Genomic DNA, 15,794 nt, shown 5'->3' with positions numbered 1-15,794 from the left:
TCGGCCCTGACCATCCCGGACGTCGGATCCGTCAGATCCACCCGCGCTCACGCGCCAGGATGGCCGCCTGCTGCCGCGTCGAGACCCCGAGTTTGCCCAGCACCGACGAGACGTGGTTGCGCACCGTACCCGCCGACAGGTGCAGCGCGGCGGCGATCTGCGCGATCGTCTCGCCGCGCTGGCCCGCCCGCAGCACGTCGAGCTCGCGGTCGGTCAGGGGGCTGCGCACATCCGTGAGCGCGTCGGCGGCGACCTCGGGGTCGACGTACCGGCGGCCGGCGGCGACCTCGCGGATGACCGCGGCGACGTCTTCGGCGCGGCGGGACTTCGGCAGGAAGCCGTCGACGCCGACGCTGAGGGCTCGGCGCAGCACGCCCGGCCGCGCGTGGCGGGTGACGACGATGCACCGCGCCGGCACCTGGCGGAGGATGCGCGCGGCGGTGTCCACCCCGTCGAGCCCGGGCATCTCCAGATCCAGCAGGCACACGTCCGGGCGCAGCCGCACGGCCTCGGCGAGCGCGGTCTCCCCGTCGGGGCATTCGGCGACGACGTCGAGGTCGTCCTCCAGGCGGAGGAGCGACGCCAGTGCCGAGCGGATCATGTCCTCGTCGTCGGCGATGAGCACGCGGATCATCGGGGCACCCCGCTCGGCGGATCCGCGGGCGGGCCACCGGGAATGGTCACGACGACGCGGAAGACGTCCTGCGCGATGGGGGTGTCGACGTGTCCGCCGACCATCCCGACGCGCTCGGCGATGCCCGCAAGCCCCGACCCGGGACGGGCCGTATCGACCGCACCGGAGCGCGTGTCGTTGGCGAACTCCAGCCGCCACGTCGATCCGCCGCTCAGCAGCGCGACATGCGCCCACGCGCCGCCGCCGTGCTTGAGGATGTTCGTCGTGCACTCGCGGACGACCGGGCCCAGGACCTCCGCGCTGGCGTCGGCCGCGTCGGCGGCGATCTCCAGGTCGACGCGGAGGCCTGCCGCGCGCAGGAGATCGGCGGCGTTGGCGAGTTCGTCCGGGAGCGGGACGCCGCGGAATCGCGCCGCCAGCTCGCGCGTGCCACGGCGGGCGTCGTCGACGCTGCGGTGCGCGGCGCGCACGTGCTCGGCGGCGGTGACGGGGTCGCGCTCCATCGTGCGTTCGGCGAGCTCGAGCTGCAGCGCGATCACCTGCAGGTGGTGGCCCTGCAGGTCGTGCAGATCCCCGGCCAGGCGCAACCGCTCCTGCACCGCGGCGAGCCGGCTCTCCACGGCGCGGGCGTGGTCCAGGGCCAGGACGATGTCCCACCACCACAACGACAGGACCGTCGCCGGTGCGAGCATCAGGGCGAACAGTGCGGACACCGCGAAGAGACCGGGTTCCGCGGGCGAAACCCGGGAGGCGTCGAAGACCCAGGCCGCGACGACCAGGAGGACGAGGGCGATCACGAGGCGGATGCGGACACCTGGCCGCCACGGGCGCACACCCAGCACGAACGCCACCAGCCCGGCGATCAGCACGACCGAATCGGCGAGCAGCCCCACCGCGACGGCGGACAGGAGCGCAACGGTCAGGGCGATGGCGCTCCACCGCGACATGCGCCACCACGGCTCGTCCGCCTCCTGCGCGCGGCGCTCGCGCCGGTACTCGGCGAGGAGCACCGATACGGCCGCGACCGACAGCAGGGCGCACGCGAGGAAGCCGACGGGGGCGACTCCACGGAAGGCCTCGACGCGGAGCGCCGCATCCAGCCCCCACAGCGCGAGCGTGGTGACCTGGAAGAAGATGGCGGAGGCTGCCGTGTACCACCAGGTCGCCGTGACACCGCGGGCCAGAGCCGAAGCGGGGGACGGGTCGGGTCGACTCACATCCGCCAGCGTACGGCCATGACATTTGTCACCCCATCGCCGGCGGATCTTCCCGGCCGCCGGTGACACTCGACACTCACGCGCGCCCGCCGCATCCGCTGGGATGGAATCACCGCGGAAGCACCGCGCCCATCCCATCAGGAGCAGCCATGACCAGCCCCCTTTCCGACCTCGTCCTCGGCTTCCAGGATCTCGTCGCACGTGTGCCCGAAGTGATGCAGCCTGTGATCGTCGCCCTGGCCGGAGCCGTGCCGTTCATCGAGGGCGAGGGGGCAGCCACGATCGGCATCGTCGGGGGGATCCACCCGCTCGTCGCGGCGCTCGCCGGCGCGATCGGCAACCTGGTGTGCGTCGTGCTGGTCGTGCTCGTCAGCGCGCGCATCCGCACCGCCGTGACCACCCGGCGCGGTGGATCGGGCGGGGAGGCGCCGTCACCGCGCCACGAGAAGTTCCAGCGCGCCTACCACCGGTACGGCACGCCCGGGGTGAGCCTGCTGGGCCCGCTGCTGCTGCCCACGCAGTTCACCGCGGCCGCGCTGACGGCCACCGGCGTATCGCCGGCCCGCGTGATCGCGTGGCAGGCCGCGGCCATCGTGCTGTGGACGACGATCCTGACGCTGCTCGCGACGGGGCTCGTGCGCCTGGTCGCCTGAGCGGCCCGGCTCAGCTCAGCGGCTTGAGGTCGGAGCACGCGGGCCCTTCGATGCGGGCGCCGTTCGCCTCGAACCGGCTGGCGTGCAGGGGGCAGTCCCACGTGCACTCCTCGTCGTTCCACGAGAGCACCCCGCCCAGGTGCGGGCACACCGCATCCACCGCCCGCGTGACCCCGTCCACCGTCGAGATGCCGACCGGGCGCCCGCCGCGCTGCGCGACCACCCCGGCGCCTTCGGCGGGCTGGGGCACGGGCACGGGCGTGCGCTCGGCCTCGACCCAGCCCTGCGCGGCGGCCCGGCCGACCTTCGCGTTCTCCGCGACGCCGCGGGCGAGGTCGGACGGCATGGTCATGCGCGTGCCCAGCGCGGTCATCCACCGCGGCTTGTCACCGTCGCCGAGGATCTCCGCCACGATGCGCTGTGCGGCGGCGGGACCGTTGGTGAGCCCCCATTTGCCGTAGCCGGTCGCGAAGCGCACACGACCGAGGGATCGCGGCATCGCCCCGATGAACGGGATCAGGTTGTGCGACTGGTAATCCTGCGCGCTCCACCGGTGCGTCTCCTCGGTCACGGGCAGGTGCTGCCGCGCCCACGCGACGAGTTGGTCCACCCGCTCGCGCTCGGACCCGCCGCGGCCGACGGGATGCCCCGCACCGCCCACGATGATCCCGCTGTAGCCGGCCGGTCCGTCGCCCGCCGAGACCGCCCGCACCGACCGCGTCGGAGAGTCGGCCGAGAGGTACATGCCCTCGGGGATCGGACCGTCGGCGGCGAACGCGACGCAGTACGACCGCGTGCCGTGGACCTTGGCGAAGTAACCGCCGCGGTCGAGGACCGGGATGCCCGTGGCCAGGACGATGCTGTCGGCGTACAGCGGACCGTCGTCGGTCTGCACGTGCGCGCGCGGCAGCACCTTGGCCCCGCGCACCGTCACCCCGGTGTGCAGCACGGCGCCGGCGTCGACGGCGGCGCGGGCGAGCGCCGTGGCGAAGGTCATCGGATCGATCGAGACCTGGTCATCCAGCGCCACGGCTGACGCGAGCGGGAAGGGCACCGCATCCAGTTCGTCCCTCGTCGCACGCCGCACCGGAACGCCCGCCTCGCGGGCGGCGTCCTTCTCCGCCTCGACGGAGGAGAGTGCGTCGTCGGTCTGGGCGTAGGTGAACGCGGTGCGCCGGACGTAGGGGACGGACAGTTCGTCGGCGGTGGCGGCGAGCCACTCCTGCCCCGAGCGGTTGGCCTCCACGTAGGCGCGGACGAGGCCTGCGGGATGGCCGCTGCGCAGCGTGGAGAGAACGGTGCCCTGCAGGAGGGATGCCTTGCCCGTGTTGCCGCCGGTGGCCAGGTGGCCCACCTCGCCGGCTTCCACGATGGCGACGCCCATCCCGGCACGGGCGAGCAGGTACGCGGTCGCCAGGCCCGTGATCCCGGCCCCCACGACCACGACGTCGTAGGACCGACCCGGCTCGAACTGTGCGCCGGGAACGGGGGTCGCATCCTGTTTCCACAGTGGTGTCGTCATCCCGGCAGTCAAACCGGTCGCCGCCGGATCGACCCAGCGGTTGACATCGGGCCTCGGCCGGTGCAGGTCGCCGCCCGCTAGGCTTCCGGCCATGACCGACGCGCCCCCGCCGAGCACCAGCACGCGCGTGGTCGCCGCCGCGATCGAGCTGTTCGCCGAGCACGGGTTCGACGCCACGTCCGTCGAGCAGATCGCACGCGCGGCGGGCGTGTCGCGCTCGACGTTCTTCCGCCAGTTCGGTGGCAAGGAAGACGTCGTCTTCGCCGATCACGAGGAGCTGCTGCACTCCCTCCAGGCCTACCTCGATGAGCCCCACGACAACCCGTGGACCGCCGTCTGCGACGCATCCCTGCAGGTCTTCCGCCACTTCGCGGCCGACCCCGACCTCGCCCGCCGGCGGTACACGATCGTGCGCGAGGTGCCGGTGCTGCGCAATCGGGAGATCGTCACCGTCTTCCGTTACGAACGGCTCTTCGACGAGTACCTCCGCCGCGCGCTGCCGGGGCTCGATCCCCTCGACGCCGTCGGGTTCGCAGCGCTCGTGACCGCCGTGCACAACCACGTGCTGCGACGGCTGCTGCGCGGCGAGCGCGTGCCGCAGACGACGCTGCGCCGCGCCCTGGACGATGTGCTCCGTCGCTTCGGGGTGCACCCCGACGCGCCGCCGCCGTCGGACGACGACCTCACCATCGCCGCCTTCCCTCGGGGGATGCCGGTCGCCGAGGTCGCGCGCCGCCTGCAAGGGATCCTCCCCCGGTGATGTCAAGCCCCTGGGGCGGATGACCCCACGGCGGGACCCTCTTCTGGACGGCAGGAGGTGGGTCCATGCGACAGCGCCCGAAGATCCCTCTGCGCACGTTCGGCGTGGAGGAGGAGATGCTCCTCGTGGATGCCGACACAGGCGTGCCCGTCCCCGCCGCGGCGGCCGTCATCGCGGGCACGGCGTTCGAGAACGTCCGCTCGGCGGTGGTGCCCGAGATGCATCAGGAGATGATCGAGATCGTCGGCGCTCCGCACCGGTCGCTGGCCGGCCTGCAGGCAGACGCCGCGCACGCGCGCGCGACCGTCGACCGCGTCGCCCGGACGCTCGGTACGCGCGTGGTGCCGCTGGCCGTCTCCCCGCTCCCGGCCGCACCCCACCCCTCCCCCGGCAGCCGGTACGAGCTGATCGCCCAGCGGTACGGCATCACCCCGACCCAGTGCATGACGTGCGGGCTGCACGTGCACGTGTCGATCGCCGACCCCGCCGAGGGCGTCGCGATCCTTGACCGGATCCGCGGCTGGCTGCCCGCGTTGCGCGTGCTGTCGGCGAACTCTCCGTTCAGCGCGGGCGTCGACACCGGCTATGACAGCTACCGCTACGAGCTGTGGAACCTGTGGCCCTCGAGCGGACCGGCCGAGGTCTTCGGCGACCTCGAGGCCTACCACGGTGCGACGCGAGAACTGCTGGCGACCGGCGCGCTCCTGGACGAGGGGATGCTGTACTCCGACGCGCGCCTGTCCGCCCGCTTCCCCACCGTCGAGGTGCGCGTGTGCGACGTGCCGCTGACCGCGGCGACGACGGCGCTGCTCGCCGGGCTGGTGCGCGGCATGGTGGCAGCGTCCGCCGACGCCGCACGTCGCGGCGAGCCCCCCGCCGCCATCTCGGTCAACGCGCTGCGCCTGGCGACGTGGGATGCGGCGCTGCGCGGGCTGGGCGGCACGCTGCTGGATCCGCGCACGCGACGGCCCGCACCGGCGGCCGAGGTGGTGCGGGCGATGGTCGAGTTCGCCTCCCCCGGGTTGGAGGCCCACGGAGACCTCGGATTCGTCGGCGAAGGCGTCGAGCGGATCCTCTCCGAGGGCAATGCCGCAGCCTGGCAGCGAGGCATGGCGCGGGGCGACCTCCGCGGGCTCGTCCTGGCCGCGGCGGATCTGGGCGCGGCACCGGTGCACGACGCGACGCCGGCCGCCATGGCCGGCTCCCGCTGACCCTCCGCGGCATCCGCCCGCCTCCGGGCGCCCGCCCGCCGTCCTCCGCCCGCCCGCCGTCCGCCCGCCCGCCGCGTCGGCGGCCGCGGGTTCGCGCCACAAAAGTGCGTTCGCTGCGTTTTGATGAGGCGCGGTTACGCGGAAGTGGGGCGGAAGTGGGGCGGTGGCGCGGACGCGCCGCGGAAGTGGGGCGGATGCGGATGGACCACCTGACGCCGCGCGGGCGCGGGTTCGCGCCGACCGGCCGCAGGTTCGCGCCACAAAGGTGCGTTCGCTGCGTTTTGATGTGGCGCGGTTACGCGGAACTGGCGCGGAAGTGGCGCGGGTGCGCGGAAGTGGCGGGGTGCGCGGAAGAGGGGCGGGGTGCGCGGGTGCGGCGCGGTTGCGCGGGAGTGGGCGGATGCGGCGCGCCGACCCGCCCGCCGCACACAGGTCCGCGATTCCGGCCAGCGCACCCGGAGTCTGGAACTGAGTTCCCTCTTGCGCGATACTCAGTACATGAGTACCGCACCCCTGCCGGGCGAGCGCGTCGCCCGCTACGACGTCACCGCCCGCCGCGACACCGACTACTACGCCGTGTTCGCCGACATCCCCGACGCCGACCGGGCGGTGTGGGAGCGCGCGCAGGCGTTCATCGACGAGGTGGGCCCGCGGATGCAGCACGAATGGGATGCCGCGACCTATCCGCTCGACCTCGCGCGGCGCATGGGCGAGCTCGAGCTGTACACCGACGGACTCGACCACCCGGATCTTCCGGCCTCCTCCCCGCTGGCGGCGGGCCTGGTGAACATGGAGATCTCCCGCGGCGACGGATCGCTCGGCACCGTGCTGGCCGTCCAGGGTGGACTCGCCCTGCGCACGCTCGCGCTCTTCGGCAGCCCCGAGCAGCAGGCGCGCTGGCTGCAGCCCATCGCGCGCGGCGAGGTGCTCGGGTCCTTCGCGCTCACCGAGCCCGACCACGGCTCCGACTCCGTGTCGCTGGAGACCACCGCGACCCGAGACGGCGCGGGCTGGGTGCTGCGTGGTGCGAAGAAGTGGATCGGCAACGGCGCCTCCGGCGGCGTGACCTTCGTGTGGGCGCGCGTCCAGGACGAGGGCGCGGACGACCACGGCGCTGTGCGCTGCTTCCTCGTCGAGCAGGACACCCCCGGGTACACCGGCACCGTGATCACCGGCAAGGCGTCGCTGCGCGGCATCCATCAGGCCCACATCGCCCTCGACGACGTGCGGGTGCCCGCCGACGCGGTGCTGCCGGGCACGAAGAGCTTCAAGGATGCCTCGATCGTGCTGTACTCCACGCGTTCGGGCGTCGCGTGGTCGGCGCTCGGGCACGCGACGGCCTGCTACGAGGCGGCGCTGTCGTACGCCACGCAGCGGATGCAGTTCGGCAAGCCGCTGGCGAAGTTCCAGATGGTGCAGGAGCGGCTCACGCAGATGCTCGCCGACCTCACCGCGATGCAGCTGTACTGCCGTCGCCTGGCCGATCTCGAATCCGCCGGAGGCCTCCGTCCCACGCAGGCCTCGCTCGCGAAATACCACAACACGCGCACCGCCCGGCGGATCGCGGCGACCGCGCGGGACCTGCTCGGGGGCAACGGCATCCTGCTGGAGCACGGCGTCATGCAGCACATGGCCGACATCGAGGCGATCCACACGTACGAGGGCACCGAGAGCGTGCAGGCGCTGCTGCTCGGACGTGACATCACCGGCATGAGCGCGTTCGCGTAAACGTCCCGGGTTCACCGCCGCATCCGGCGAGGGGCGTTAGCCTCATCCCATGGGATGGTTCCGCAACGACCCGCAGCGCGTGCAGCTGGAGTCGAACGACGTCGAGTTGAAAGCCACCGCGGCTCCGTGGAGCCTGTGGGCCGACGCCTTCGGCAAGCTCGGCACCCGCTCGATCCAGATCATCGTCGTGGTGGTCGTCGCCGGCGCGATCATCTTCGCGATCCAGGCGCTGACGCTCGTGACGATTCCGCTGGTCATCGCCCTGATCCTCGCGTGCGCGTTCAACCCGGTGATGAGCTGGATGCGGCGGCGCGGCGTGCCCTCGCTGCTGGCGACGATCGCGACCCTGCTGACGATCGTGGTGATCCTCTCCGGGCTCGGCTTGCTGATCGTGTGGGCCGTGCGCGACCAGTGGAGCGACCTGTACGCGCAGGCCGAGGACGGTTTCCGCAGGCTCGTGGCGTGGGTCCAGGACCTCCCCTTCGACTTCGTGCAGCCCGACCAGCTCGACGAACTGGCCAACACCGTCACCGACTTCGTCACGAGCGCCCAGTTCGGCTCGGGCGCCCTGGCCGGCGTCGGAGCCGTGGCCAACTTCGTGACCGGCTTCGTCCTGCTCGTCACGATCCTGTTCTTCTTCCTCCTGGACGGACCCCAGATGTGGGAGTTCCTCCTGCGCCCCTTCCGCGGTGAGAACTACATCCGCGCCCGCCGCATCGGCGACAAGACGGTCACGGTGCTCGGTGCCTACGTGCGCGGCACGGCGACGGTGGCCGCAGTGGATGCCATCGGCATCCTGATCGGCCTGCTGATCCTGCAGGTGCCCCTCGCCATCCCGCTCGCGGTGCTGGTGTTCCTGCTCGCCTTCATCCCGATCGTCGGCGCGACCGTGGCCGGCATCCTCGCCGCCCTGGTGGCGCTCGTGGCCAACGGCCCGTTCATCGCCCTCATCGTCGTGGGAATCGTGGTGCTCGTCAACCAGCTTGAGGGCAACTTCCTGCAGCCGGTGCTGATGGGCCGGTCGATGAAGCTGCACGCCTTCGTCATCCTGGTCGCCTTGACCGTCGGCACGGTCGTCGGCGGGATCGTCGGCGCGGTCCTCGCCGTCCCCATCACCGCTGCCGCGTGGGGCGTCATCCAGGTATGGGACGGCCCGGACCGTCCGGCCCGCTGGGCGCGCCCCAAGACCCTCGAGGCCTGACCGCCCTACCGACCCGGTGCGGCCGGCGCGTGGCGCGGCCCGTTCCGGTCAGTCGCCGAACCGGTCCACCAGGCCGGCGACGGTGCGCAGGCCGCGGGAGGTCGCGGGCATCCCGGTGAGATGCTCCACGAGTGGTGTCGCGTTGCTCTCCCGGTCGCGTTCGTTCTCGGTGACCACCCAGCCCTCGCCCGCGCCGAGGAACCGGCAACGCCAGCGCGCCGCCTCCGCCGAAACAGTGGCATCCTCGATCTCCCGCACGCTGCCCGCGTGCAGCGTCAGTTCGCGGCGAGGCTCCTCCGGGCCGCCGCCGAACGCGTCGATGATGCGGGCGAGCTCGGCCACCGGCATCCGGAAAGCTTCGCGTTCCGCCCCGCTGCGCGCCGCGAGCGCCGCCACCACGTCGGCCACGCCCGCATCGTCGATTGCGCCGCCGCCACCGAACGCGTCGATGATGCGGTAGGTCGCCGCATCCGGGGTACCCCGCATCGGCGAAGGCGGACAGGATGTCGGCGGTGGACGGATGCCTGCGCTGCCCCTGATTCACGTTGCGAAGGAAGACGACCTCCCGCATTCCCCGCACGCTACTCGCGGGATCGGACACGCGCGCCGCTCAGGGCCGGCCGTCGCCGGAGTGGATGCCCACGTCGATCCACTGCGCGAGCTCGTCGTCCTCGTCGACGCGCTCGGAGGGCACGCTGAGCCACCCCGGACCCATCGGCCGATCCTTGCCCATGTAGGCGGGAACGCCGCCGCGGTCGAGCAGGGCATCGTAATCGGCGGGGTTCACGCGCACGAGCAGGTCTCCGACGCGGCCGGCGGCGACGGCCATCCGATCGTCGACCATGAACGACAGACCACCGAACATGCGCACCTCACGCACGTCGGGGTAGGCGCTCAGGAGCCCGCGGATCCTCTCCGCGAGCACCTGCTGGGATCGCGGGACGGGCGTGGTCACGATGCACCTCCGGGGAAGATGTCCGAGAACCGGAAGTCCACGGCCTCTTCGAGCTGGTCGAACGTGCAGGACCGCGGGTCCCGATCGGGGCGCCAGCGGCGGAAGCTGGGGATGTGGCGGAAACGATCCCCCTCCATGTGGTCGTACGCGACCTCCACCACGAGCTCCGGGCGCAGCGGCTCGAACGACAGGCTCTTGCCGGCGTTCCACCTGCTGCCCGCGCCCGGCAGGTTGGGCTGATCGGCCGAGCCCTGCGCCGCCCATCCGCCCCACGGGTGCGCCTCCAGCTCGACGTCGCGGTAGGGCGCGAGTTCGTCCAGCAGGCTCTTGCGCCGGGCCATGGAGAAGGATGCGGTGACTCCGACGTGCTGCAGCTGCCCGTCGTCGCTGTAGAGGCCCAGGAGCAGGGAGCCCACGACGTCGCCGGTCTTGTGCCAGCGGAACCCGGCGACGACGCAGTCGGCGGTGCGCTCGTGCTTGATCTTGAACATCGTCCGCTTGTTCGGTTGGTAGGTGCCCGCCAGCGGCTTGGCGACGACGCCGTCGAGGCCCGCGCCCTCGAATGTGTCGAACCATTCGCGCGCCCGGGTCAGGTCGCCCGTCGCGGGGGTGACGAAGATCGGGTCGGCAGCATCCGCCATCACCTCGACGAGCCGTGCCCGACGCTCGGCGAACGGCCGGTCCATGAGGTCGGCATCGCCGAGGGCGAGCAGGTCGAAGGCGATGAAGGAGGCGGGGGTCTGCTCCGCCAGCATGCGGACGCGGCTGTCGGCGGGGTGGACCCGCTGCTGCAGCGCCTCGAAGTCCAGGCGGTCGGCCGAGACCACGACGATCTCGCCGTCGATGACGCACCGCGGCGGCGTGTTGGCCTTGATCGCCTCGATCAGCTCGGGGAAGTAGCGGGTCATCGGACGCTCGTTGCGGCTGCCCAGGACCACCTCGTCGCCGTCGCGGAAGACGATCGTGCGGAATCCGTCCCACTTCGGCTCCGTGTGCCCGAGGTCGGGGATGTCCGAGACGGACTTCGCGAGCATCGGGGCGACCGGCGGCATGACGGGGAGGTGCACGTGCTCAGTCTCGCGCGCGGGGAGGGCGATGCGCCAGATCCGGATGCTGCGGCTACTCCTTCGGCCAGTTGTCGGGGTTGCGCCGACTCGGCTGCACACGCGGCGGCTCCCCCGGCATCTTCGGGAAGTCCGGCGGGAACGGCAGCTCGCCGAGCCCGTCGTCGAGGTCGCGCTGCCACCACTCCAGGAGCGTGTCGATGCGGCCGGGTCGATCCAGCAGGCCCGCCCACGGGTCGCCGACCGCCGCGAGGCGCTCGGGCACGGTGCGGACGGTGAACGCCGCGGGATCCACCGCATCCAGCTCGTCCCACGACACCGGCGTCGACACGGTCGCCGACGGCAGCTGCCGCGGCGAGTACGCCCCGGCCATCGTGCGGTCGCGATTGGCCTGGTTGAAGTCGAGGAAGATGCGTTCGCCGCGCTCCTCCTTCCACCACGCCGTCGTCACGCGGTCGGGCATGCGCCGTTCGAGTTCGCGCGACGCGGCGATGACCGCGTGCCGCACGTCGAGGAACTCGTGCGTGGGCTCGATGGGGCAGAACACGTGCAGGCCGCGGTTGCCGCTGGTCTTGATCCACGGCTCCAGCTGCGCCTCGCGCAGCACCTCCCGGAGGGCATGGGCGGCGGTCACCGCCTCGGCGAACCCCGTGCCCGGCTGCGGGTCGAGGTCGATGCGCAGCTCCACCGGGTTGTCGGGGTCGGCCGCGAGCGAAGCCCACGGGTGGAAGACGACCGTGTTCATCTGCGCCGCCCACACCGCCGATGCGATCTCGGTGAGCACGAGCTGCGGATGCTTCCGCCCGCTGTTGTACGTGACAGTCACCGCTTCGACGTAATCGGGTGCGCCCTTGGGCGGGTTCTTGGAGAAGAAGCTCTCCCCGTCGACGCCGTCGGGGAAGCGTTCCAGCGACACCGGGCGGCCTCCATTGGCGGCCAGGAACGGCTCCGCGACGGCGATGAAGTACTCGGCGAGCTCGCGTTTGGTGATGCCCTGCTCGGGCCACAGCACGCGGTCGGGGTTGGAGATGCCGACCTCGCGGTCTCCGTGCGGCCCGGGGACGGTCAGCGTGATGCGCGGTGACGCCATGCTCCGACGCTAGCGGCGCCCGCCGCATCCGTCACCCTCCGGGGTCGCGCGTCCGGCAGGGAGGGCGGCTACTCGGCGAGGGCGAGGAGCGGGGCGAGGTCGGCGCGGCTGAGGCGGATCCAGGGACCTGCGGGGTTGACCAGCACCCCGGTCAGCTGCGGATCACGGGCCAGAGCCGTCGCCAGACGGGCGGGCGGGATGGGCGCGGCCGCGTCGCCCCGGTCCAGGGCCACGGACTCCAGCGGGTGGGAGAACACCTCGAGGTAGCGCTCGCCCTCGGCCGTGCGGGTCTCGGCGACGCCGAACGGGCCGCCCTCCTGGGTGCGCTGCACGGCGATCCACAGCGGCGCCTCCGTCATGGCGAGGGCGACCTCGCCGGCGGTGGCATCGGTGCGCGGCTCGGTCAGCAGCGTCTTGATCCGCAGCGTCTCGTCGGCATCGTCGATCGCACGCTGCAGCACCGCGGCAGGCAGCACCGCCCGGGCGGGCGCGGAGTTGTTGTCGAGGATGAGCCCGGCGAACTCGCCGGAGAGCACATGGCGCAGCACGGCGAGGACGGGCTGACCCATCGCGGAGGTCTTCACGTCGCCGTCGGCACGCACGCTCGCCTGGAGCGCCGCCCCGCCGCTGTAGGCCAGCACGTAACGGTCGTCTCCGACCGCGGCGACCGACAGCGGCAACGACTTGCCCGCCGACAGCAGCTCGCGCGCGTCGCCCTGCACGCGCAGGAACAGATGGCCCTGCAGCAGCTGCCGCACGACGTTCATCAACTCCGGTCCGGTGGGCTTGGGCGACAGCCCCGCGAGAGCCTGGACCAGCAGCGTGTTGTCGCGCAACCCGGGCACCGTCGAGGTGGGGGCGGGCGCCTCGGCCGGCACCGGCCGACGGGGAGGAAGTCGGCGCGGCGCGTCCGAGGGTGCGGCGGCCGGGGCGTCGGAGGCGGATGCGGCGGCCGCTGCGTGCGCGTCTTCGGGCGCAGATCCGCCGCCGACGGGAGCCTCCCCCGGGGCAGACGCAGAGTCGCCGGGCGCGGGAGCCCCGGCGGGAGCGGGCGCGCCGGCGCCCATGCCACGGAACGAGGACACGGAGATCCCCACCGCCGGCGCGGAGGCCGCAGCACCGCCCTCCCGCTCCGGATCGACCGGCTGCTCGCCGGGTTCGATCCCCTCGGCGGGCGCCTCGACGGGCGCGTCGGCGGGCGGGGAGTTCTTTCGGCGGGAGAAGAGAGCCATCACCGCCAGCCTAACGACCGCGGCGCGTCGGCGTCACAGCTTCGTGATCGGGGCGATCTTCACGAGCAGCTTCTTGGCGCCCACCTTCTCGAACCGCACGTGCGCGACGCGCTTGGCCCCCTCGCCGGTGATGGCGTCGACGTGACCCTCGCCGAAGTCGTCGTGGCGGATGCGGTCGCCCGCGGCCAGCTCCATGTCGCCGTTGTCGCGCACCTTCGCCGGGATGCGGTTGGGGAACTTGTCGATCGCCGACGACTTCGGCACGAGGTCATCGCCATAGCGGCCCTGTCCGGGGCGCCGGGGCCGCGCGTTGAGCGCCCGCGACTGCATGCCGCCGCGGGAATTCACGTCGCCCGGCGACTGCCGCCAGTCCACCAGATCGGCGGGGATCTCCTGCAGGAAGCGGCTGGGCATCGCCACCGAGACCTCGCCGAACTGCGCCCGCGTCATCGCGAGGGAGAGGTACAGGCGCTTGCGGGCGCGCGTGATGCCGACGTAGAAGAGGCGACGCTCCTCCTGCGGACCACCCGGCTCCCCCGCCGAGATCCGGTGCGGGAGGAGGTCTTCCTCGACGCCGGTGACGAACACCGCGTCGTACTCCAGGCCCTTCGCCGTGTGCAGCGTCATGAGCGACACCGAGCCCGACGCATCCTCGAGGTCGTCGGCGTCGGAGACGAGGGCGACCTCGGTGAGGAAGTCGACGACGGTGCCCTCGGGGTTGTTGCGGGCGAACTCGCGGGCCACCGCGATGAGCTCGTCGAGGTTCTCCAGACGCGCCTCGTCCTGCGGGTCGCGGCTGGCGCGCAGCGCGTCGAAGTAGCCGCTCTTGTTCAGCAGCAGCGTGAGCCCGTCGGCCACGGCTGTGGGCGGCGCGAGTTCTCCCGACGCCGGCAGCATGATCTCCCGCGCTTCGGCCAGGACGGCGTCCAGGTGCGCGATCGCCTGCTGGAGCTTGGGCCCCACGCCCAGCGCCGACGCGTTGGCCAGCGCGTCGCGGAACGTGATCTGCTCGTCGGCGGCGTACCGCGCGATGGCCGTCTCGGTCACGTCGCCGATTCCGCGGCGCGGTCGGTTCAGGATGCGGCGCACCGCCATCTCATCGGCGGGATTGGCCACGGCGACGAGGTAGGCCATGGCGTCTTTGATCTCGGCCCGCTCGTAGAACTTCGTGCCGCCCATGATCTTGTACGGGATCGCGGAGCGGATGAAGATCTCCTCCAGCGCACGCGACTGCGAGTTCGTCCGGTAGAACACCGCCATCTGGCTGTAGTCGACGCCGCCCTTGCGCAGCGCCTCGACCTCGTCGGCGACGAACTGCGCCTCGTCGTGCTGCGAGTACCCGGTGAACCCGATGATCGGGTCCCCCGCCCCCACGTCGGTCCACAGCCGCTTCTCCTTGCGGTCGAAGTTGTTGCTGATGACGGCGTTGGCGGCGGAGAGGATGTTCTGCGTCGAGCGGTAGTTCTGCTCGAGCAGCACGACCTTCGCGCCGGGATAGTCGCGCTCGAACTCGCTGATGTTGCGGATGTCGGCGCCGCGGAACGCGTAGATCGACTGGTCGGAGTCGCCGACGACCGTGAGCGAGGCCGGGGCCTTGGACGGATCGTCGGCCGGGTCGGCGTCGAAGATCATCATCCCGCCGCTGGAGGCGATGGGGCCGGCGTCGGAGCCGATCGGCCGGGTCAGCTCGTGGATCAGCGCGTACTGGGCGTGGTTGGTGTCCTGGTATTCGTCGACGAGGATGTGGCGGAACCGGCGACGGTACACGTCGGCGACGTGCGGGAAGGCCCGGAACAGGTACACCGTCTGGCCGATGAGGTCGTCGAAGTCGAACGCGTTCGCCCGTTGCAGGGCCCGCTGGTACGCGGAGAAGATCTCCACGAACACCCGCTCGACGGGGTCGCTCATGTTCGCCTGCCGCGCGTACGACTCGGCGTCGGCGAGCTCGTTCTTGAGTTTGGAGATGCGGCTCTGCGTGCCGGCGGGGGTGAGGCCGAACGCATCCCCCTCGTGCTCCTTGACCAATCGCTTGATGAGCGCGCGGGAGTCGCCCGAGTCGTAGATCGTGAACGCCTTGGTGAAGCCGAACTGCTGCGCCTCACGGCGCAGGATGCGCACGCACGCGGAGTGGAACGTGGAGATCCACATGCCCTCGGCCCGGTCGCCGATCAGCTGCCGGACGCGCTCGCGCATCTCGCCGGCGGCCTTGTTGGTGAACGTGATCGCGAGGATCTGGCTGGGCCAGGCCTCACCGCCGCGCAGAAGCGAGGCGATGCGGCGCGTGAGCACGCTGGTCTTTCCGGAGCCGGCGCCCGCGACGATGAGCAGCGCCGGGCCGCGATAGGTCACGGCCTCACGCTGGGGCGGGTTGAGCCCGGCGAGCAGATCGTCGTCCGCGCGCGGTGCGTCCGCACCGGACTGCGGACCGCGATCGCCGCCGACGATGAGGGGCGTGGATGCGTCGGTCATGGCCCGTTCAGTCTAGGCGCGGGCCCTGACAGCCAGCCCGGCGCCCGCGACCGGACGG

14 protein-coding genes are annotated in these 15,794 nt (G+C 72.2%); 5 read left to right on the top strand and 9 right to left on the bottom strand.

The window, feature by feature from the left end:
- Positions 1 to 31 precede the first annotated feature (31 nt).
- On the bottom strand, positions 32 to 634 hold the full coding sequence (locus tag F6J85_RS03845) for a response regulator transcription factor (protein ID WP_150919979.1): 603 nt from the start codon (positions 632 to 634) through the stop codon (positions 32 to 34).
- Positions 631 to 1,851, bottom strand: coding sequence for a sensor histidine kinase (locus F6J85_RS03840; protein WP_150923901.1), 1,221 nt, complete (start codon positions 1,849 to 1,851; stop codon positions 631 to 633). The genes F6J85_RS03845 and F6J85_RS03840 overlap by 4 nt, the downstream gene beginning before the upstream one ends.
- A gap of 149 nt (positions 1,852 to 2,000) precedes the next feature.
- Here F6J85_RS03840 and F6J85_RS03835 point away from each other — a divergent pair, with 149 nt between their 5' ends.
- Positions 2,001 to 2,504 (top strand): small multidrug efflux protein, encoded by a 504-nt coding sequence (locus F6J85_RS03835; protein WP_150923900.1) that lies wholly within the window; start codon positions 2,001 to 2,003, stop codon positions 2,502 to 2,504.
- A gap of 10 nt (positions 2,505 to 2,514) precedes the next feature.
- Here F6J85_RS03835 and F6J85_RS03830 read toward each other — a convergent pair whose 3' ends face one another.
- Positions 2,515 to 4,026 carry an FAD-dependent oxidoreductase gene (locus tag F6J85_RS03830; RefSeq protein ID WP_150923899.1) on the bottom strand — a complete coding sequence of 504 codons (1,512 nt, stop codon included), beginning with the start codon at positions 4,024 to 4,026 and terminating at the stop codon, positions 2,515 to 2,517.
- A 91-nt stretch (positions 4,027 to 4,117) separates the two neighbouring features.
- Between F6J85_RS03830 and F6J85_RS03825 the strand changes: the two genes are divergently transcribed.
- The 4 genes from F6J85_RS03825 to F6J85_RS03810 all read left to right on the top strand — a co-directional run bounded on the left by F6J85_RS03825 (position 4,118) and on the right by F6J85_RS03810 (position 8,926).
- The gene (locus F6J85_RS03825; protein ID WP_150923898.1) at positions 4,118 to 4,786 is read left to right on the top strand and encodes a TetR family transcriptional regulator; all 669 of its coding nucleotides are present in this window, start codon (positions 4,118 to 4,120) and stop codon (positions 4,784 to 4,786) included.
- 65 nt (positions 4,787 to 4,851) lie between these two features.
- Positions 4,852 to 5,997, top strand: coding sequence for a carboxylate-amine ligase (locus tag F6J85_RS03820; protein WP_150923897.1), 1,146 nt, complete (start codon positions 4,852 to 4,854; stop codon positions 5,995 to 5,997).
- A 498-nt stretch (positions 5,998 to 6,495) separates the two neighbouring features.
- Complete coding sequence (locus tag F6J85_RS03815; protein ID WP_150923896.1) at positions 6,496 to 7,725, top strand: acyl-CoA dehydrogenase family protein; 1,230 nt, start codon at positions 6,496 to 6,498, stop codon at positions 7,723 to 7,725.
- A gap of 49 nt (positions 7,726 to 7,774) precedes the next feature.
- Positions 7,775 to 8,926 carry an AI-2E family transporter gene (locus tag F6J85_RS03810; protein WP_150923895.1) on the top strand — a complete coding sequence of 384 codons (1,152 nt, stop codon included), beginning with the start codon at positions 7,775 to 7,777 and terminating at the stop codon, positions 8,924 to 8,926.
- Positions 8,927 to 8,974: 48 nt separating this feature from the next.
- Here F6J85_RS03810 and F6J85_RS03805 read toward each other — a convergent pair whose 3' ends face one another.
- From F6J85_RS03805 to F6J85_RS03780, 6 genes are all read right to left on the bottom strand, one after another.
- Positions 8,975 to 9,412, bottom strand: a complete 438-nt coding sequence (locus tag F6J85_RS03805) for a hypothetical protein (protein WP_150923894.1) — start codon at positions 9,410 to 9,412, stop codon at positions 8,975 to 8,977.
- Positions 9,413 to 9,536: 124 nt separating this feature from the next.
- On the bottom strand, positions 9,537 to 9,881 hold the full coding sequence (locus F6J85_RS03800; protein ID WP_202980873.1) for a TfoX/Sxy family protein: 345 nt from the start codon (positions 9,879 to 9,881) through the stop codon (positions 9,537 to 9,539).
- Complete coding sequence (locus tag F6J85_RS03795; RefSeq protein WP_191906742.1) at positions 9,878 to 10,948, bottom strand: ATP-dependent DNA ligase; 1,071 nt, start codon at positions 10,946 to 10,948, stop codon at positions 9,878 to 9,880. Before F6J85_RS03795 ends, F6J85_RS03800 begins: the two co-directional genes overlap by 4 nt.
- 52 nt (positions 10,949 to 11,000) lie before the next feature.
- Positions 11,001 to 12,035, bottom strand: a complete 1,035-nt coding sequence (gene ligD, locus F6J85_RS03790) for a non-homologous end-joining DNA ligase (protein WP_150923893.1) — start codon at positions 12,033 to 12,035, stop codon at positions 11,001 to 11,003.
- Positions 12,036 to 12,103: 68 nt separating this feature from the next.
- Complete coding sequence (locus tag F6J85_RS03785) at positions 12,104 to 13,267, bottom strand: SseB family protein (protein WP_150923892.1); 1,164 nt, start codon at positions 13,265 to 13,267, stop codon at positions 12,104 to 12,106.
- 33 nt (positions 13,268 to 13,300) lie between these two features.
- Positions 13,301 to 15,736 carry an ATP-dependent helicase gene (locus tag F6J85_RS03780; RefSeq protein WP_150923891.1) on the bottom strand — a complete coding sequence of 812 codons (2,436 nt, stop codon included), beginning with the start codon at positions 15,734 to 15,736 and terminating at the stop codon, positions 13,301 to 13,303.
- Between the last annotated feature and the right edge of the window lie 58 nt (positions 15,737 to 15,794).

Source organism: Microbacterium lushaniae (assembly GCF_008727775.1).
Taxonomy (GTDB): domain Bacteria; phylum Actinomycetota; class Actinomycetes; order Actinomycetales; family Microbacteriaceae; genus Microbacterium; species Microbacterium lushaniae.
This window is presented reverse-complemented; position numbering and strand designations above follow the sequence as displayed.

Excerpts from the sequence above, each read along its gene's own strand:
- F6J85_RS03845 (WP_150919979.1), bottom strand. The coding sequence starts at position 634 with ATGATCCGCGTGCTCATCGCCGACGACGAGGACATGATCCGCTCGGCA.
- F6J85_RS03835 (WP_150923900.1), top strand. The coding sequence starts at position 2,001 with ATGACCAGCCCCCTTTCCGACCTCGTCCTCGGCTTCCAGGATCTCGTC.
- F6J85_RS03830 (WP_150923899.1), bottom strand. The coding sequence starts at position 4,026 with ATGACGACACCACTGTGGAAACAGGATGCGACCCCCGTTCCCGGCGCA.
- F6J85_RS03825 (WP_150923898.1), top strand. The coding sequence starts at position 4,118 with ATGACCGACGCGCCCCCGCCGAGCACCAGCACGCGCGTGGTCGCCGCC.
- F6J85_RS03820 (WP_150923897.1), top strand. The coding sequence starts at position 4,852 with ATGCGACAGCGCCCGAAGATCCCTCTGCGCACGTTCGGCGTGGAGGAG.
- F6J85_RS03815 (WP_150923896.1), top strand. The coding sequence starts at position 6,496 with ATGAGTACCGCACCCCTGCCGGGCGAGCGCGTCGCCCGCTACGACGTC.
- F6J85_RS03810 (WP_150923895.1), top strand. The coding sequence starts at position 7,775 with ATGGGATGGTTCCGCAACGACCCGCAGCGCGTGCAGCTGGAGTCGAAC.
- F6J85_RS03805 (WP_150923894.1), bottom strand. The coding sequence starts at position 9,412 with ATGCGGGGTACCCCGGATGCGGCGACCTACCGCATCATCGACGCGTTC.
- ligD (WP_150923893.1), bottom strand. The coding sequence starts at position 12,035 with ATGGCGTCACCGCGCATCACGCTGACCGTCCCCGGGCCGCACGGAGAC.
- F6J85_RS03785 (WP_150923892.1), bottom strand. The coding sequence starts at position 13,267 with ATGGCTCTCTTCTCCCGCCGAAAGAACTCCCCGCCCGCCGACGCGCCC.
- F6J85_RS03780 (WP_150923891.1), bottom strand. The coding sequence starts at position 15,736 with ATGACCGACGCATCCACGCCCCTCATCGTCGGCGGCGATCGCGGTCCG.